The 18,110-nt window shown below is 60.4% G+C and carries 14 protein-coding genes and 1 riboswitch; of the genes, 9 read left to right on the forward strand and 5 right to left on the reverse strand.

From position 1 onward, the window contains the following. Positions 1–103 precede the first annotated feature (103 nt). Both VNM72_06015 and VNM72_06020 read left to right on the forward strand, forming a co-directional pair. A complete protein-coding gene (locus tag VNM72_06015; GenBank protein ID HXF04954.1) occupies positions 104–598 on the forward strand; it encodes an LLM class flavin-dependent oxidoreductase in 495 nt (164 codons plus the stop codon). 4 nt (positions 599–602) lie between these two features. Then, entirely contained in the window at positions 603–1,013 is a 411-nt protein-coding gene (locus VNM72_06020) for a hypothetical protein (protein ID HXF04955.1), read from the forward strand. Here VNM72_06020 and VNM72_06025 read toward each other — a convergent pair. Beyond that, entirely contained in the window at positions 956–1,390 is a 435-nt protein-coding gene (locus tag VNM72_06025; GenBank protein HXF04956.1) for a WG repeat-containing protein, read from the reverse strand. The two genes, VNM72_06020 and VNM72_06025, sit on opposite strands and share 58 nt — an antisense overlap. Positions 1,391–1,672: 282 nt before the next feature. Between VNM72_06025 and VNM72_06030 the strand changes: the two genes are divergently transcribed. Beyond that, positions 1,673–2,656: an acetamidase/formamidase family protein gene (locus tag VNM72_06030; GenBank protein ID HXF04957.1), complete on the forward strand. Its 984-nt coding sequence runs from the start codon at positions 1,673–1,675 to the stop codon at positions 2,654–2,656. A gap of 72 nt (positions 2,657–2,728) precedes the next feature. On the opposite strand, the gene VNM72_06035 is transcribed toward VNM72_06030, so the two are convergent. The 4 genes from VNM72_06035 to VNM72_06050 all read right to left on the reverse strand — a co-directional run bounded on the left by VNM72_06035 (position 2,729) and on the right by VNM72_06050 (position 10,344). Continuing rightward, a complete protein-coding gene (locus tag VNM72_06035) occupies positions 2,729–4,867 on the reverse strand; it encodes a hypothetical protein (GenBank protein HXF04958.1) in 2,139 nt (712 codons plus the stop codon). Positions 4,868–5,350: 483 nt separating this feature from the next. Then, complete coding sequence (locus VNM72_06040) at positions 5,351–6,715, reverse strand: M20/M25/M40 family metallo-hydrolase (protein ID HXF04959.1); 1,365 nt, start codon at positions 6,713–6,715, stop codon at positions 5,351–5,353. Between the two features lie 245 nt (positions 6,716–6,960). Continuing rightward, positions 6,961–9,042 (reverse strand): O-antigen ligase family protein, encoded by a 2,082-nt coding sequence (locus tag VNM72_06045; GenBank protein HXF04960.1) that lies wholly within the window; start codon positions 9,040–9,042, stop codon positions 6,961–6,963. Positions 9,043–9,210: 168 nt separating this feature from the next. Then, positions 9,211–10,344: a M48 family metallopeptidase gene (locus VNM72_06050; GenBank protein HXF04961.1), complete on the reverse strand. Its 1,134-nt coding sequence runs from the start codon at positions 10,342–10,344 to the stop codon at positions 9,211–9,213. A gap of 187 nt (positions 10,345–10,531) precedes the next feature. Beyond that, a riboswitch (cobalamin riboswitch) is annotated at positions 10,532–10,849 on the forward strand. 23 nt (positions 10,850–10,872) lie between these two features. On the opposite strand from VNM72_06050, the gene VNM72_06055 reads away from it, so the two are divergent. From VNM72_06055 to leuS, 6 genes are all read left to right on the forward strand, one after another. Next, positions 10,873–12,177 carry a cobalamin-binding protein gene (locus tag VNM72_06055; protein HXF04962.1) on the forward strand — a complete coding sequence of 435 codons (1,305 nt, stop codon included), beginning with the start codon at positions 10,873–10,875 and terminating at the stop codon, positions 12,175–12,177. Then, entirely contained in the window at positions 12,174–13,334 is a 1,161-nt protein-coding gene (locus VNM72_06060; protein HXF04963.1) for an iron ABC transporter permease, read from the forward strand. The genes VNM72_06055 and VNM72_06060 overlap by 4 nt, the downstream gene beginning before the upstream one ends. Before the next feature lie 80 nt (positions 13,335–13,414). After that, positions 13,415–14,185 (forward strand): ABC transporter ATP-binding protein, encoded by a 771-nt coding sequence (locus tag VNM72_06065; protein ID HXF04964.1) that lies wholly within the window; start codon positions 13,415–13,417, stop codon positions 14,183–14,185. Between the two features lie 84 nt (positions 14,186–14,269). Beyond that, on the forward strand, positions 14,270–14,779 hold the full coding sequence (locus tag VNM72_06070) for a DinB family protein (GenBank protein HXF04965.1): 510 nt from the start codon (positions 14,270–14,272) through the stop codon (positions 14,777–14,779). A 386-nt stretch (positions 14,780–15,165) separates the two neighbouring features. Then, complete coding sequence (locus tag VNM72_06075; protein HXF04966.1) at positions 15,166–15,939, forward strand: TIGR00282 family metallophosphoesterase; 774 nt, start codon at positions 15,166–15,168, stop codon at positions 15,937–15,939. A gap of 199 nt (positions 15,940–16,138) precedes the next feature. Beyond that, on the forward strand, positions 16,139–18,110 hold a 1,972-nt coding region (gene leuS, locus VNM72_06080), incomplete at its 3' end, for a leucine--tRNA ligase (GenBank protein ID HXF04967.1).

The raw sequence follows: 18,110 nt of genomic DNA on the forward strand, positions 1-18,110 counted from the left end.
ATCGGCCTTTATCTTCAAGAGACTGCAACCCTGCCTTTCCGCAACGATTCATTTCCATCGGTGAGAGTGCCTATGGAATCTCCCATCACTTTCAAAGCCGACTTTGGAGCGCATCGTCGCGCTGGCGTGCGAGGCGGAGGCGGCGATCTTCAGCTACGGATGGTGGTTCGATTCACACATTCTCCGGCAGGACCCGTATCCGTTGCTCACGCTCATGGCCGCCAACGCGCGACGCATGAGGTTTGGGACGTGCGTGACGAACCCGGCGGTACGCGATGTCACGGTCACGGCGAGTCTCTACGCGACGCTCCATCGCATTTGCGGGAGGGCGCATGGACCTGGGCATCGGGCGCAGCGACAGCTCCCGTCGGGTGATGGGAAAAAAGCCGACGACGCTCGACGACTGGAAGAAACGGTGCGACTGGTGCGGGAGCGGACCGCCGGCCGACCGGTCCTCTGCGACGGTCAGCCCATCCAGATGACCCGGGCGACCGCGCGCATGCCTCCGGTATGGGTCGCGGGTTATGGCGCAGATCCCTGCGCACGAGCGGACGGATCGCCGAGGACGTTATTTTGCCATTCGCCGATCCTGATTTGATCCAGTGGGTGTCTCGGATTCGTGCGGGGGCTACGTTCGTCATCGCCCCGGCTACGACTATCGCCACCGTGCCGAAGTGGGCAGCTCCCAGGCCGCTTTCGTCCCCGATGAGATCGTTGATCGCTATTGCATCGTCGGCCCGATCGAGGAGCATCTCCGCCGACTGCGCCAGCTCCAGGCTCTGGGCGTGACCCGGTTCGACATCTACCTCACGGGTGGCGACGAGGAGCAGACCGGTCAAAATCTACGGACGCGAGATCATTCCCGCTTTTGCGACAGAGGTCACCACGTCATCGTGAGTGGGCAGAGGCTTTGCAGCCGGCCAAGAGCCGCAGACTCCACGATCTGCGCTACCCGTCATAAAGCGCGGGAGAAGTCGCCCGCTTCGTTGAACTGCGAGGGGATGACCATCTGACCCTTGCGGTCAACATATCCCCATTTACCGTTGAGTTTCACCCGCGCCAACCCTTGAGCGAAGGCGCCCGCTTCTTCGAACTGGGGATTGATGACGATGCGTCCGGTGCGATCAACGTATCCCCACTTCCCTCCCATCTTGACGGGAGCTAATCCTTCGGCGAAATCACCGGCTTCCTCAAACTGGGGATTGATGACGATGCGTCCGGTACGATCAATGTAGGCCCATTTCCCGCTGATCTTGACGCGCGCGAGTCCCGTCACGAGACGCGCCCGTTGCGCATCGGCCACGCTCAGGTCGTTTCGGGCTGAGAGGATCAATGCGGCACAAAGAACAAGCAGCAGCCCACCACCCAGGCGGAGAGCAAACCCTTTCATACGCCACCTCCCTGACTGAATCCCGCTTCGATCATCCAGCATGCCACGTAATTCTAGTGGACAGAGACAAAACCGATCAACGCACGCTCAGGAAGAGGGAATGTCCCTCCTTTCGCCGATGTCCGCTGAATTGGTTCGATGCTGCCGTCGTGAAGAAGGACTGTTATCATCGCCCTTGACTGGACGATGAGGATCACATCGCGCAGAATTGTTCACCTGCACCGGCAAAGACGGAGCAACACCGATCCGGTTTTGAGACCAAATATTGGAGGAGAGGGGAATATGGCATCGAGATCTCTTTGCTACCTGATTGTCGGCGTCATTGTGCTGGCGAGCGCTGGCGCGCGATCCCTTCGGGCTGAAACTCACCGATTCAAACCGCGCGTGGGGTATCCGACGTTCGCCAAGCGGGAGCCAGTCCTGCGAATCAAACCGGGAGACATCGTGGAAACGGAGACGTTGTGGGGAGAGTGGTACGAGCGTCCTGGGGGAAAATGGCCGGGCGAAGTCGGCCCGTTCTACATCGAGGGAGCCACGCCCAACGATACCTTGGTGGTGAAGATTTTGCGTTTGCGGCCCAACCGCGATGTCGCCGTCTCCACGCACAATCCAACCTTTGGCGTGCTGGCGGCCGATCGCTGGACGCCGATGCTCACCGATCCGATACCCGCCCGGCGCTTCGTCTGGAGGATTGATCGGCAGCGAATGACCGGCACGCTGGAGTTGCCGGAGAGCCGGATGAAAAAGATCGAAGTCGCCCTCTCGCCCATGCTCGGTCGGGTGGCCACGGCTCCGCCGGGCGAGGAATCCTTCGACGGGCTGTGGCCGGGCGCCTTCGGCGGGAACATGGACGCTGCCGATGTCCGCGAAGGAACGACCGTTTATCTCCCCATCTTTCACGAGGGGGCGCTCTTTTACTTCGGCGACGGCCATGCCCTTCAGGGAGACGGCGAAATCTGCGGATCGGGTCTGGAGACAACGATGGACGTGACCTTTCAATTCGACCTCATCAAGGGCAAGACCATCGCCTGGCCGCGATTGGAAGATGCCGATTTCATCATGGTGGCCGGCAGCGCCCGCCCGCTCATTGATGCCTTTCGCATCGCTCAGGTCGAACTGATCAAGTGGCTCACCGAGGACTACGGCTTCAACAAATGGGAAGCGCTCCAGGTCGTCTCGCAAGTCGGCGTGACGCGCGTGGCCAATGCCGTGGACCCGCTCTACACGGTGGTGGCCAAATTCCCCAAAAAATATCTGCCCCGGTAAGAGGCTGAGCGGATTGGTCCGCTTTCAGCCCTGGAATTTCCGGGGCAGGAGTAACCGTATGGCTTCCGGGCGCTACCGGTCAATATGCCAATCTACCAGAGAGAAGATCCGTCGGGATCGCCCCTGCGCCGCGACTAAAACAGCTACTCCTATCCGTCGCCGGAGATCAATGACTCCTCGCAGCAAGGGCAGGGAGCCCCCCGGACTCTCGTAAGACAGAAGCGTTCCTCTTTGTCGGATCCTCACCGGACCGGTGAACGTCCCGCTCTGGGGCGTCTGAAAGGTGTAGAACGACCGACAGAGATTGAGCGTCAATCCGTTACCATTTCTTTCATCGCGGAGACGCTGAACGTCATCAACCCTCACGGTCAGCACATCTGTGGCCGAAGCTCCACAAGAATCCGTCACCTTCCATTCAAATTCGAGTCTCTGGTCGCAGCCGTCAACCGGAGGAGCCATAAATTCAAGGACAGGCGTGTCGGCTCCCGAGAGCGTCACCGGGGGCCCACCCGTTTGCCTCCACTGGAACGTGAGTGTTTGTCCCGGATCAGGATCGGTTCCCGAACCCATCAGCGTCACCGCCGAACCTTCTTCGGCGGTTTGATCCTGTCCGGCAGCGGCACTCGGCGGATGATTCACAACTGTCACCGTGCCCGTACACTGGTCTGAGGCTCCGTGATTGTCGGCTACCGTGAGCGTGACCATTGTCGTGCCGAGCGGATAGGGTCCCGGCGGCGATTGCTGGAGCGTGATCGGATCGCCATCAGGATCGAACGAGCCATTGTCAATTGAGGCTGATGCCAGGCATCCCGCACCCGCCGATACCGTTACATCCCGGCACTGCGCTATGGGTGAACGATTAGAAGGACTCGAAGCCAGCGTCCAACGGGAGAGTTCCGTGACGCCGCTGGTCTCGACCCAGTTATCTGTTGAGTCGGAGGCCGTCACCGGTTGCTCGATCCACGCTGAGCCGTTGAATCGCCAGAGGACCAGCGCCGACTCGACGTTGCTGCCGAGTTCCTCATCCCGATAGTGTAATCGCAGCGTGGCGGAAAAGCTGCCGCCTCCTGTAGCCGCGATCGTGTAGGTTCGGGCGACGGCGGTCGAGAAATCCGGCGGCGAGGACTTCACCAGCGTGACGCTGACGGCCGACGGGACCGTGCTCCCCGGAGCAAAGCGAAGAGTCGTGAACGGATTGCCGAAGCTGAGAGCATCCCCGCCGGCCACAAATCCCGTGCGTATCACCGTCCCGATGACCTCGCCCGTACCAGCGGAGCTGCCACTGCCCGGCATGATCAAACTGAATGATCCCGTCGTGAGATCAGCAGCGAGCAGGAGCGTGCCATAGACGGTCGTATCGCCCTCAAGAGTCGCAGCGCCGGAAATCGTCACTCCGTGGTAGCATCCGGCAGGCACGCTGCCGCCGGAGAACGAAGGGTTGGTCAGAGAGGAATCGCTGCTCACGCCGCTATTCTTTGAACCGGGCGAACCGTAGGAATTCGCGTCAACGGAGAACCGGGAGCCGGTATCATTGTCTTGAAAACCGTCTAGCGTGGTGGCCGAAGGGACAAACCGAACAGCCGCGTTACTCGGCATTGCGCTGCCCGCGTTAATGTTATCGCCCGTCGTCGTCGAATTATTGTCGCCCCAGGTTGCACCCGCGATGAGCGATGTATTATTTCCTGCGAGCACCTGGTCAATGAGCGGGCCCGTGGCGCGATTGCCGGCATATACCTGGAGATTTTCGTTCGTAGAAATATCGAGTGTACCCGCCGTCGCCATCCCATTGGTCACCCCGGCGATGAGGACGAGCCTGTTGTTTCCGTCATCGAGGGTGGTATCTTCGGTGAGCGTGTTTGTGTTCGCGGAAGGCGTCGTCAACACAATCACCACGTAGGTCCCCTGCGGGACGCAACCGAGGAAAGACGCCGATGAGGGAAGTGTCACGTCTCCTTCCGCCCCGCTTGGGGAGCCCGCGCGGGTTCCTACATCCGAGAGCGTCCAGCCTCGAAGATCCGCTCCGCCGGGACGGACGACCAAGAGTTCCACATACTCCTTGCCGCTTGTCGGATTTACTACGAACTCGTTGATGATGACATCGTCTTCATTCGGCATCACAGCCGGAGGATCAAAGTCCGTGGTGGCGATGGAGGGGATTTTGACGTTCAGGAGAAGAAAGAGCAACACGGCGGATATTCTTTTAGGTCCCATCGCGCCCTGCTCCTTTCACCCAAGGGTTTCCCTACCCAGGCAGCAAAGATTGTGCAACCTGCCGGAACCAACCGTCAAGTGGATTTTCGGCAAGGACAGCAAACGATCCCCCCGGCGAGCCCCAACAGGACGACATGCAATAGCCCCCCGGCACCGGCGAGAGAGATTCAGATCAAATCCCAACCGGGCGAAATAGGGTTTGTGGGGAATTCAGGGCGGCAGTGACCAGCGACGATCATTTCACTCCGGAGGGACTGAATTTATGCAGATACCGATGGTCCGCATCCGGAGCGAGATATTCAGGGCTTCTTCCTCGACACGCTCTACCTGATGCCGTACCGTTTCATCTCCTTGATCCCCCCTGGCGACTCACGCCGAGCATCCGCGCCGCCCGCTGTTGATTGTGCCGACAGGCCTGGAGAGCCTTGAGGATCATCCGCTTCTTGATCCCGGCAACGGCTTCTTTCAACGAGCTGGCGGGCTTCAGGTGAGGCGGGAAATCTCATTGAAATAGTGAACGAACATCTTGATTCCCCCGGAGGCCTGCATCCAGTCGAAGTTTTCGTTCGGAGCATGGTAGCCGTGTTCGGGGAGACTCAGCCCGAGAAAGATGATGGGGACCTTGAGATACTCTTGCATGGTGACAACGGCTCCGATGGACCCTCCCTCACGGGTGAAGGCGGGGTCTTTGCCGAAAGCGGCTCTCATGGCGCGACGGGCAGCATCGGCATAGGGTCCGGTGAACTCGCCGAGGTAGGGACGGAGTGTTCCCTCGCGTTTGATCACCACATCGGGATTGATCTTTTTGATGAAGCGGCTGACGAGCCGGAAAATTTTGTCCGCATCCATATCGGGGACCAGGCGCATGCTGATCTTGGCCTCGGCGCGGGGAGGGATGATCGTCTTGATGCCGGGCCCGCTGTAGCCACCGACAATTCCGTGAACTTCAAAGGTCGGTTGGGCCATGATGCCGGTGACGACCTTGACCGGATCGGTGGTGCGCAGCGAGGTGAACTCGTGAACTTTCATGAAGCGCCGCACGTTGAATCCCGAGGCCAGGTAGTTTTCGATCTCTTTCTTGGTCGGTCGGCGCACATCGTCGTAAAAGCCGGGAATCTTCACGCGACCGGTTCGAGCATCGAAGCATTCGGCGATGACCTGGCATAACTCGCCGACAGGATTGCGTGCGGGTCCGCCGGTCACCCCCGAGTGCGCATCTTTCTTTCCCGTCTCCAGCGTGAGCGTCAGTCCCAGTAATCCCCGCAGTCCATAAGGGACGGCCGGCTTGTGACGGGCGATCCAGATCGTATCCGAGACGACGACCGAATTCACCTTCAGCTCGCGCCGCTTCGTCCGGATGAAATCCTCGAAGTGAGGGCTGCCGATTTCCTCCTCCAGTTCCCAGATGAAAAGGATGTTGAGCGGTATGCCACTTTTGACGGCGTAAAAGGCCGCCAGCATCGCCGTGAGGGCAGGACCTTTGTCATCGGTTGTCCCCCGACCGAGATAGCGCCCATCTTCACGGGTGAAGACAAACGGCGGCGTCTTCCACTCCGTCGGGTCCGCCGGTTGCACATCGAGATGATTGTAGATGACCACCGTCGGATTCTTCGAGCCCGTCATGAGCTTTCCAAACACCACGGGATTGCCCGGTGTTTTCACAATTTCGACAGTCGCTCCAATGTCTCGCAGATACTGAGCCGCGAGATCAGCGCCCCGGTGAATATCACCCTTGTGAGCGGGATCCATGCTGACGGTAGGAATCTCTACGAGCGCAGCGAGTCGCTCCTCAAATTCCTGTCGGACGCTCCTGATGTAGCTATCAAGATCCGCAATCGTTCTCCTCATCTCTGCCTCCTCCTGATCAAATTTGACTCGGTCGCACTGGCAACCCGGCTCGTGCAGCCCCGACATTCCCTCGCTCCCTGTGTCGGCGGCATGAGTCATCTTATCTGATCCGGCACAAAGCGTCCAGATGCCGCCGGCCTAGAGGCGCCCCTCGCACGGATCAGGTTCGATGCCGAACGTTGCCTCTGCTGTCCATTCCACAACTAACGGGCTTATCCGGAGAAGGGGTTACGGGAAAAATCACGTCATCGAGGAGACGATCGGGTGAAAGTGGAGAGGTGCTTGTCATGCCACTGCTTGAAGATGCGCTCGTCCTCACCGGTTATGACAACTCGCCGGAGGAATTCGTGGTCGGTGGTAATTGAGGAGAGCAGTGTCAGTATCGGCACGAGATCCAATCGCGGGTTCAGTCGTCGGGCAGCGGCGAATTCTCGACTCGCCGTCTCCGCATCCTCCAGGAAGACGGCGTAGCGAGCCCGGTCATAGTGAATATCGGCATTGGAGGGATCGAGAGCCAGCGCCCGGTCAAAGGCCAGGAGAGCCTGCGGGTGCTCGCCGAGTTCGGCCAGGGCCTTGGCATAGAGCGCCCAGTAGCGCCCGCGCGCCGGACGCCGACGAACCGATTCCCGCGCCAACTCTGCAGCCCGCTCGAAAAAGGCATACTGCTGCCAGCGAGCCCAGCCCGGATACTGCCCAAAGTCAAACAGTTGTCGAGCGCGCCAGTGCAGCATCTCCCCCTCGTAGCCAGGAATGAGGGGATCACGTACCTCGAGCGCCTGCTCCGGCGGCGTCGTCGGGTAGGACCGGATCCATGCTTGAAAGGCGAGCGCATTCCGGGCGGCGTGAACCGCAAAGGCAGCATACGCGATCGCCCCGAGGACGAGAACGCCCGTGAGCGTTCCAAAGAGAATCGGGGACCGAGCCCACGTCAGACTTCGGACGTTGCCGATCACCGCCGCTTCGCCACTGGATCGCGTGTGCAAGGCGGCCTGCGCCAGCACGAGCGCCGCCAGCACCGCAAAGGCAAACGCATTGGCCGGAATGTGAAAGTTGAAGTCGTACAGCCCGTGAAGGCAAAAGGCCACCAGACCAAAGAGTCCTCCCGTCACCCGCGCCCGCGCCTGTTCATTGCGTCGCAGAGCCAGGAGTCGAACAACTCGCCGGAAGTAGATTCCTCCCGAAGCCAGAACGAGGCCAAATCCGATGACGCCGGTTTCCGCCAGCGTCTGGAGATAGTCGTTCTCCGGGTGAACGATGAAGTAGCCGGAGAAGGAGGATTTGTAGGGCGGGAAGGCTTCGGCAAAGTTTCCCACGCCACAGCCGATCAGAAGGTAATCCCTCACCAGCCGCAACGTATCGCGCCAGGTGACCAGCCGATAAATGGCCGAGGGATCATCGGGAGTGACCATGTATGATCCGAGCACTGCTCCTGAACCCAGGGCCAGCGCTCCCCCCACACACAGCAGAAGAACGATCCCCACCAGGACCATCGTGCGCCAGGAGCCCGATTGCCGGATGAGGAAGGGAAGAATCACCATCGCCCCCACGATGCTGATCAGTCCGCCACGGGAGCGCGAGAGGAGGAGGCCGAGAATCATCACCCCGCACATCCCGGCGAAAAGTATGGTGCTCGCGCCGGAAAAATCGCGCAGCCGAACGCGCCCGCTGAGCACCGGCAGCAGGTCAGCCAGGACGAGCCCGAGCGCTGCTCCGAGCGTCAATTCCATCAGTCCGGCGAAGTGGTTGTGATTGATGTAGGGGCCGAAAGGAAAGGCCGATTCCGTCGAAATGCGCCAGAAAATCTTCCCGTTCCAGAAGGCCAGTTGAACGAGAGCAAATCCCGCCACAGCCGTTCCGATCACAGCGAAATAGAGGAAAAATCGTTTCACCCGCCGCTCATTCGTGAACCAGTTGAGCGCCAGGAAAAAGGTCGCGGTATAGCTGATGAGTTTGAGCAGGTCGTCGTACAGAAGGTCCCGATTGAGCGCCAGGGGAGCGGATGTGAGGGATGCTCCGAGGAGACGGAGCTGCTCCTGGATGTCCGCTGTGGGACGAGCCAGAGCAGCCAGCGCTTGGAGCGGAAGCGGGATCAGTTGCAGCAGGGGAATGATCACGCCGACCCCAAGAAGCACGTTGAGCGGCGAGCGGAGATAGCGAAGCGAGCCGTCGAGGATCGTCCGCAGGGCATAGAGAAGAATGAGCAGGGCAACTCCCACTTCCATCGCGCCGTACCCCCAGGCTTCGACTGCGCCGAGGGCCAGAGGAAGCCCCAGAAGAAGAAGGACGAAGATGCTCTCCAGGGTGACGGTGAGAATTCGCTCGATCATTTGTCACCGACCTCCGGGAGGCGAAAAGGGGAGGGTTCCTCTCGCCTTGGTCTCGTGACCGGGTTTTTGCGACGGGCACATCTCTCGCTCAGTCACGCACGTTCTTCGGCGCGGTGCCGTGATCGCCGTCGGCGCGATGGATGACCTGAGCACCCCCCGGCGAAAGACTCATCTCCTTCGCTGACGGGGCCGCACATGACCAAGCCCCAGTTCCCGGAAGCGCCGTTTCATGGCGAGGAAGTCGTCGGTGTTTTGAATCAATTCCTCGCTCAGTTCGAGATGATCGGTGATCTCGGCCTGCGTGTTGCGGATGCGCTCGGACGCCGGGGGATGCGTGCGAAACACGAAGCCGAGCAGATCGGGATTCTGGCGCGAGATGCGCTCGAGTTTCTGGAACATCGAGATCATTCCGCGAGGATCATACTGAGCACGATACATCTCATGAAGTCCGAGGAAATCCGCCTCGCGTTCGGCATCCCGCGAGTGCTTGGTGAGAATCCCGGCGGCGAGCAACTGCGAGGCCAGTTGGCCATAGCGGGCTCTCCCCTGGCCGAGCGCCGCATCGAGGCCCAGATTGAGAAGCCCGATGAAGAATTGCCATTGCTGTGCCCTCTTCAGGTTCTTCAGGCCGTGACGGGCAACGACATGAGCGATCTCATGACCGAGCACCGAGGCCAGCTCGCTCTCGCTCTCGACCGTTTGCAACAGTCCCGTGTGAATGTAAATGTAGCCGCCGGGCAAGGCGAAGGCATTGACCGTCGGATCCTCGATGACAAAGAAGCGGTAGGTCAGATCGGGCCGTTTGGACACGCGGGCCAGCCGCTGCCCCAGTTCCTGAATGTAGCGGGTGATGGCGGGATCGGTGACGAACGTTTCCTGCTGCTGAAGCTGCCGGTGCAGTTCAGCGCCCAACCGAATTTCATCCTCTTCGGGATAAAGCCCCTGATTGCTGTAACTGGCCGTGCGAAACTTGTCATAAGGGTTTTTGTTTTCCGCAGCGAAAGCTGTGCCCGCCGGCCATGAACTCTCGCGTCCGAACGCCTCCCCCCATCGCTCCGGGACGTCCGCATCACAGATTCCACCGATTTTCAGCGGGACGAACGAGTCAGTAAGAATGCGGGCAATCTGTGGCTCTTTTTCGGAGGAAGGGGATAATCGGGAAGGGAGAGTGTGGTGCTGGCCCCGATCTGAGGCAAATTCCTTGCGGAAATTATTCCCGAGGGGTGAAAACAACGGGATCAAAAGAAGAATCAGGATCGCCACGAAGACTCGCGTGAGATCGTCTATTCTGTGAGCCATCATCGTTCCTCCGCTCCATAGTTTATCACCCGTAGCGCGGGCTTTCGAGCCTGCGTCTTTCTCGCAGACTGGAAAGTCCGGGCTACCTTTCGCAACCGGGAAAGGCTGCGCTACTTCTGCGCTGCGTGAGCGGTTGACACGTTTTTCCCGTCGGTGATATTTTTGGGTTTGATCCTGATATTGCAGTTGATCTTTGATAACGGCTGCGGGTGCTCGGATGATCTCGGGCATACAGATCATCCGGGAGAATAGGGAAGCCGGTGCAAATCCGGCACGGTCCCGCCACTGTGAGGTTCCGCATGGTCGGCACAGATGCCACTGGGTGCGACCTGAGCACCTGGGAAGGCGCTGACCTGCTCGCCTCCGACAGGCCAGAGGAAAAGGGCACGAGCCATCGGACAGCACGCGACCGGCAGGTGAGAGGAGTGCAATCCCCTGTGGTGCCCCTTCTCGGCCACGGCGAGTCAGGAGCCGAGTCAGGAGACCTGCCCGCAGGCTCGTCAGGACATGTGAGCGCGAGGAGACGCTACCATGCCGAATTGTTCGTCCCTTCCTCTGATCGGTCACCACCGATGGTGCCCGCAAACGCCCGAAGATATTCTCTTCCCTGCGTTCCTCCATCAGAGCACACAACAGTGGCAACAAACGAGATGTGACGGTGGAGAGGCCATCTCGCCACACGCTTTCCCCGGGGCGAAGGGGCGCTGTCCCGAACGCTACTCACGCATACGGAGTCAATTCCGTCGCTGGCTCGAGCGGGTGAGTGAACGATATCGGCCTCACGCGCTCGATCCCGGACGGTGCCGGAGCCTGCGTCGTTTCGCTCCATCGCCTGATCTTAACGGGCAACTCCGAAGGAGCCGGTCCATCACTTCTCTCTGGCCTCCGCGCCGGGTTTATGCATCGGCCCGACGCGCGCGACGAGTCCGTTTCTCTCCGCTCGCTGTGGGCGTTGTGGTGATTTTCCTCTCGGTGATGGCCTGTCACCGACCTGCGTCGCTGACGTCGCCGGAGACCACGCGCGTGGTGATAGATGAGCTGGGCCGCCGGGTGGAAGTGAGCGTCCCTCCGCGACGAATCATCTCGCTGGCTCCGAGCGTGACCGAAATGCTTTTTGCTCTTGGGCTGGGGGATCGGGTGGTTGGCGTGACGACCCTGTGCGATTATCCGCCGGAGGCCAGGGCAAAGGAGAAAGTCGGTGATGTTATGGCTCCCAGCCTCGAACGCATCGTGGCGCTCGCGCCCGATCTGGTCATTATTTCTACGGCGACGCAGCTTGAGATGTTCGCCAGGCGGCTCGTCGAAGTCGGCATTCCCCTTTACGTGGTGAAGGCCAACCGGGTGGAAGATGTGCTGGAGACGCTGCGGCATCTCGGCGATGTGACCGGCGAGCGGGAACGTGCGGAGGCCCTCGTTCGTTCCTTGCAAACCCGCATCGAGCGGGTGGTGGAGCGAACCCGGCATTTGCCTCGACCGCGCGTGCTCCTGGTCATTCAGCGCGATCCCCTCATCGTGGCCGGACGGGGTGCATTCCTCACGGATCTGGTGGAGAAAGCCGGCGGTCACTCCATCACGGCCGATGCCGAGAGGGAGTGGACGCCCTACAGCATTGAGTCGGTGCTGGCCCGTGCCCCCGAGGTTCTCGTTCTTCCCTCGCGCGAGGGAGGGAGCCGACGGCTTGCCGATCTCCAATGGCCCGCTCTCGCATCAACGCCGGCTCTGCGGAACAAGCGGATCTATGCCATCAACACCGATCTCCTCATGCGGCCGGGCCCTCGTCTGGTTGACGGATTGGAAGAGCTGGCGCGCATGCTCCATCCGGAGGCCTTTCAATGACGCCCATACCTTCTGCTTTCAAAGCGACGGAAACGGCTCGCGCTGCTGCTCAACCGTCGAGCGCGGAGGGCGACTTCTCTCGCCCGGCGAACGAGGATCTCTCTTCTTTTACCGGCCGACGCGCGGCGAACAGGGCACGGCCTCCGCGCTCATTGGTGACGCGGCGGCGCGTTCTGGTCGTCTCGTCCCTTCTGGCCGCCCTGCTGATTTGCGTCGTCCTCGTCGCCCTGGTACTGGGCAGCGAACCGATTGAACCGGGAGTGATCCTCCATCGCTTCGTCGCGCGGATACTCGGTCAGGCCGAAGGACGCGATTCCGTAGTTGACGTGATACTGTTTCGCATTCGACTTCCTCGCGTTGCGCTCGGTATACTGGCGGGAGCGTCGCTTTCGGTCGCCGGAGCCGTGCTTCAGGCGCTGTTGCGGAATCCCCTGGCCGAACCCTATGTCCTGGGAATCTCCAGCGGGGCCGCCCTGGGAGCAATCCTGTCTCTGGTCTGGTTGGAAGTATTTCCCTGGGCGCGACCGCTCTCGGCCTTTGCCGGTGCCATGGCGACGACGCTCCTCGTCTATGGGTTGAGTCGAGGGAAAACGGGCATGACGACCGAACGATTGGTCCTGGCCGGTGTGATCGTGGCGACTTTCCTCTGGTCGGTGATCGCCCTGATTCTGGCGACCTGGCCGGACCCCCGTCTGCGGGGGCTCACGTTCTGGCTGATGGGGTCGGTGAGCGGCGGCGGAGAGGGACTCCTGGGGCTCATCGCGCCCGCTCTCGTCCTCACGCTCATCGGGGCCTACGCCTGCGCTCGATGGCTGAATCTGCTTCTGGTGGGCGAAGAGGACGCGCGACTTCTCGGAGTGAACGTCGAGCGCGTCAAGACGATCGCGTATGTGCTGGCGTCGCTGATGGCGGGAGTCACGGTTTCGGTCACGGGCGCCATCGGATTCGTGGGATTAATCGTTCCTCATCTTGTGCGTCTGCGATGGGGAAGCGATAACCGTCTGGTCATCCCCGCCGCCGCTCTGATGGGTGCGATCGTCATCGTCGCCGCCGATACGCTGGCCCGCACGGTCATTGCTCCCCGCGAGTTGCCGGTGGGGGCTGTTACGGCGCTGATCGGCGCGCCGCTGTTTGTTTATCTTCTGCGTAAGGCGTGAATCCGCGGGTCGGAGACGGTCTGAGGTGTAATGATCGGTCGTCTTTGCCAGGCGGACGGTACTTTTGAAACAGCCGAGTTATGATTGACGTGCGTCATCTCTGGTTTGGCTACAATCGCCCCTTGCTCGAGGACATTTCGTTTCACGCCCGCACGGGTGAGATGACCTCTCTCATCGGTCCAAATGGAGCTGGCAAAACGACGCTTTTGCGTCTCATTCGCGGGCTGTTGCGACCGCACGCGGGCGAGATCCTCCTCGACGGTCAGCCGCTTGACCGGTATTCGCCGCGTGAGCTGGCCCAACGGATCGGCTATGTGCGGCAAGAACAAGCGATCAGTTTCCCCCTGACCGTCTTTGAGTATGTCGTGCAGGGCCGATTCCCCCACTCCAACGGGTTTGGATTTGAACGCGAGGACGATATTGCTCTGGCCGAGGAGGTGCTTCGCCTGACCGGGACGCTCAAGCTCGCCGATCGCCGCGTCAACAGCCTGTCGGGAGGAGAGCGTCAGCGAGTTGTGCTGGCCCGCGCCCTGGTGGGACAGCCGCGCGTGCTCCTGCTGGATGAGCCAACGGCCAATCTGGATGTTCGTTATCAGGTGGAGATGCTCTCGCTGCTGAGGACGTTCACGGAGAAGCAACATCTTTCGACGATCTTCGTCGCTCACGAGCTGAATTTGGCATCGGAATTTGCCGATCGCGTTCTCCTGCTGGCCGATGGGCGACTCCTCGCTTCAGGGGCGCCAGCAGACGTTCTCACCGAAGAAAATCTCACGCGGGCCTTCGTGGCTCCCTTCTGTGTAGATCAAAATCCCCTGAGCGGACAACCGCGCATCACGATTTTTCGCCGATGAGCCGGGCCTTGTGGACAGCCCTGCCGGAATCGGCTATCTTCAACGGCGTGAGAAAGATCATCCCCAGATGGATCGGAGGTCTCTATGGCAATCGCAGACGCTTTGCTCCCGGAATTCGACTATGAAATGGACAGAACACGTCGGACGCTGGAACGAGTTCCCGAAGACAAGCTCGACTGGCGACCCCATCCGAAGTCCATGACGATGGGAGCGCTGGCAACACACCTGGCGCAGATTCCCGGCTGGATGGTAGAAACCCTCACAAAGGAATCGCTTGATGTGGCTCCCGAAGGGAGTCCTCCGTCGCAGTTCGTACCACTTGGGTCCCGGCAGGAGATCCTCGATCTCTTCGACAAAAACACGCGAGCGGCGCGAGCCGTGCTGGCCGACGCCGGTGATGACCACCTGCGACAGGTGTGGACGCTTCTGGCCGGAGGCAAGGTCGTCTTCAGCATGCCCCGGGTGGCGGTACTCCGAAGCTTTATTATGAACCACAGCATCCACCACCGAGCCCAATTGGGGGTGTACCTGCGACTTAATGATGTCCCCGTGCCCTCGATCTATGGCCCTTCGGCTGACGAAGGGACGATGTAGGGGGCCGAAGCGGAGCCGTCTCGCCGACAGGCCACGGAAAGGGATACAGGCGGTGGCTGGTGCTGCCGGTGGAGCGGCGTTACAGTAGCAAAAGGAACCCATTTACGCGCAGCTCCTGGGCATGAGCCGGAAAAAGCTTGACCCGGGACCGGCAGCCGGTTTAACATGTCCGACGCAATGGGGCTTCTGCGAGGTGCGTGATGGCTAGTGAAGTTAGAGCCAACACTAACTTAACGGGAGGCCGAGGCGAATAACTTATCAAGGGAGGCCCCGTCAAAGGCGGCGGGGGAACCGACGATAAGGCTAGGCCGCCCACGTGGTTGAACAGAGGTTCAACTGATGCTACCACACGGCCAAGCGGAAGCCCTGAACTTTATTTGTCTTATATGCGCGTGCTAGCGATAGGAGATGTTGTGGGCCGTCCGGGCCGCCGGATCATTCAAGAGCGGCTGTCCCACCTCAAGCGCGAATATGAGATTGACTTCGTCGTTGCGAACGTGGAAAACGCCGCCGGTGGATTCGGCGTGACACCTTCGGTCGTGGGCGAGCTTCTGGCCGCCGGCATTGACGTGCTGACCTCGGGCAACCACATCTTCGACAAGAAGGAAGTGTTCCAGATCATCGAGACCGAGCCCCGACTGCTCCGACCGGCCAATTATCCTCCCGGTGTGCCGGGACGCGGTATCTGGAGTGGGAGATCGGCGGCAGGTCATCCGATTACGGTCATCAATCTGCAAGGGCGAGTCTTCATGCAGCCGAGCGATTGCCCGTTTCGCACGGCCGATGCTCTTTTGAACGAGCTGCCTCCGAAACAAATCATTCTCGTTGACATGCATGGGGAAGCAACGTCGGAAAAGCGGGCCATGGGATGGTATCTGGACGGACGGGTGAGTTTCGTCTTCGGTTCGCACACCCATGTTCCCACCGCCGATGAAATGATCCTGCCGCGCGGCACGGCCTATATCACCGATCTGGGCATGACCGGTCCCTATGACAGCGTCATCGGAATTGACACGGCGCAGATTCTCGACCGCTTCCTCCGGGGGATGCCACGTAAGTTTGACGTGGCCTCCGGCGATGTTCGCCTCTGCGGAGCCATTGTGGAAATTGACGAGACGACCTTTCGCGCCACTGCCATCGAGCGGCTGATGCTCCGCTAACTTCCATGCGGAATCCCTTGGTACCTGACGCTTCCCCATTCTCAGGTGAAGGTAGTTGATCTTCCGTGGCGGCGGCTCGTATAATCACGACTTTGAAGCGGAACGGAGAGGCCGGGGAGAGATCGCCGGAGAAGTATCGAAGCGATCGGCTGAAGGCGAGAGAGTTCCCCGCCTCCTCCCGCAAGAGGAGTTTGACGCCATGAAGGAAAAGTATTATCCCGAAGAAGTCGAAGCGAAATGGCAGGCTCGCTGGCAGCAGATGCGGGCCTTCGAGGCAGAGGTTGATCCCCGCCGACCCAAGTTTTATTGCCTGGAGATGTTGCCCTATCCGTCCGGGCGCCTGCACATGGGACATGTGCGCAACTATTCCATTGGAGATGCGCTCGCCTGGTACAAACGCATGCGGGGATACAACGTTCTTCATCCGATGGGCTGGGATTCCTTTGGTCAACCGGCGGAACAGGCGGCCATCAAGCATGGAATTCACCCGGCGACCTGGACCGAAGAGAACATCGCCTATATGCGGCGCCAGCTTCAACGTCTGGGTCTCAGCTATGACTGGCGGCGCGAAGTCGCCAGCCACACGCCCGACTATTATCGCTGGAATCAGTGGTTCTTCCTCAAGATGTATGAGCGGGGACTGGTCTACCGCAAACAGGCGCCGGTCAACTGGTGCCCCCAGTGCCAGACCGTTCTCTCCAACGAACAGGCGCAGGGCGGGTGCTGGCGCTGCGGCACTCCCGTCGAGCAGCGCGAGCTGGCTCAATGGTTCGTGCGGATCACGCACTATGCCGATGAGCTGCTGGAGGAGCTGGATCGTCTGGCCGCCGGATGGCCGGAGAAGGTCCTCACCATGCAGCGGAACTGGATCGGGAAGAGCGTCGGCGCCCACGTGGATTTTCCCGTCGAGGATTTGGGCACGACAGTTCGCATCTTCACCACCCGCATTGACACAATCTTTGGAGCGACGGCGATCCTCCTGGCCCCCGAGCATCCGCTCGTCGCAGCGATCAGCGACCGTTCACCGCACCGTCAGGACATCGCCCGGTTCGTCGAGCGAATGAGAAAGATGGATCGGCGCGTCCGGTCGGCAGCCGAGACGGAGAAAGAAGGCGTGGATACGGGACTCTTTGCCCGCAATCCCTTCAATGGGGAGCGCCTGCCCATCTGGATCGCCAATTTCATCCTCATGGACTACGGCACGGGCGCGATCATGGCCGTTCCGGCGCACGATCAACGCGATTTTGAATTCGCCCGGAAGTACGGTCTCCCCATCCGTCAGGTCATCGCTCCGGTGGATGACGCGGGCCACCCCGTTCTTTTCGAGACGCAAGAGAAAGCCTATGAGGGCGAGGGCATCCTCATTCACTCGGGTGAGTTCACCGATCTCGCTTCGACCGAGGCGATTCGCCGGATGACCGAGTATGCTCAGGCGCACGGATTCGGAGAAGCTGCCGTCAACTACAGGCTGCGCGATTGGGGAATTTCCCGTCAGCGCTACTGGGGAACCCCGGTGCCGATGATCCACTGTGACCGCTGCGGAATTGTCCCGGTTGCGGAAGAGGACTTGCCCGTCATCCTTCCTCCGAACGCGCCGTTCACCGGCGAACGCGGATCACCGCTCGATCACGTGCCGGAGTTCATCCGCACGTCCTGTCCTTCGTGCGGAGGCGCTGCCCGACGTGACACCGACACGATGGATACGTTCGTTGATTCCTGCTGGTACTATTTCCGCTACTGCGATCCGAAAAACGACCGTGCCCCGTTTGACCCCGACATCATCCGCTACTGGTTCCCGGTGGATCAATACATCGGGGGGGTGGAGCACGCCATCATGCACCTGCTTTACACGCGCTTCTGGTGCAAGTTCATGCGCGATCTGGGACTGGTGGATATTTCCGAACCCGTGACGCGGCTTCTCACCCAGGGCATGGTGCTCAACATCGTCACCAGCGGGCCGTATGCCGGGCGGTGGCTGGCGATGTCCAAATCGCTCGGCAATGGCGTTGATCCGGACGAAATGGTCTCCAAATACGGTGCGGATACGCTGCGCGTCTTCATCCTCTTTGCCGCGCCGCCGGAAGCCGAGCTGCAATGGAAGGAGGAGGGCGTGGAAGGGGCGTTTCGCTTCCTCCGCCGATTGTACACGATGGTGTGGAAGTGGCGGACGG

The organism is Blastocatellia bacterium, assembly GCA_035573895.1.
Taxonomy (GTDB): domain Bacteria; phylum Acidobacteriota; class Blastocatellia; order HR10; family HR10; genus DATLZR01.

Excerpts from the sequence above, each read along its gene's own strand:
- VNM72_06030 (HXF04957.1), top strand. The coding sequence starts at position 1,673 with ATGGCATCGAGATCTCTTTGCTACCTGATTGTCGGCGTCATTGTGCTG.
- VNM72_06055 (HXF04962.1), top strand. The coding sequence starts at position 10,873 with ATGCCGAATTGTTCGTCCCTTCCTCTGATCGGTCACCACCGATGGTGC.
- VNM72_06035 (HXF04958.1), bottom strand. The coding sequence starts at position 4,867 with ATGGGACCTAAAAGAATATCCGCCGTGTTGCTCTTTCTTCTCCTGAAC.
- VNM72_06070 (HXF04965.1), top strand. The coding sequence starts at position 14,270 with ATGGCAATCGCAGACGCTTTGCTCCCGGAATTCGACTATGAAATGGAC.
- VNM72_06050 (HXF04961.1), bottom strand. The coding sequence starts at position 10,344 with ATGATGGCTCACAGAATAGACGATCTCACGCGAGTCTTCGTGGCGATC.
- VNM72_06060 (HXF04963.1), top strand. The coding sequence starts at position 12,174 with ATGACGCCCATACCTTCTGCTTTCAAAGCGACGGAAACGGCTCGCGCT.
- VNM72_06045 (HXF04960.1), bottom strand. The coding sequence starts at position 9,042 with ATGATCGAGCGAATTCTCACCGTCACCCTGGAGAGCATCTTCGTCCTT.
- VNM72_06075 (HXF04966.1), top strand. The coding sequence starts at position 15,166 with ATGCGCGTGCTAGCGATAGGAGATGTTGTGGGCCGTCCGGGCCGCCGG.
- VNM72_06025 (HXF04956.1), bottom strand. The coding sequence starts at position 1,390 with ATGAAAGGGTTTGCTCTCCGCCTGGGTGGTGGGCTGCTGCTTGTTCTT.
- VNM72_06065 (HXF04964.1), top strand. The coding sequence starts at position 13,415 with ATGATTGACGTGCGTCATCTCTGGTTTGGCTACAATCGCCCCTTGCTC.
- VNM72_06040 (HXF04959.1), bottom strand. The coding sequence starts at position 6,715 with ATGAGGAGAACGATTGCGGATCTTGATAGCTACATCAGGAGCGTCCGA.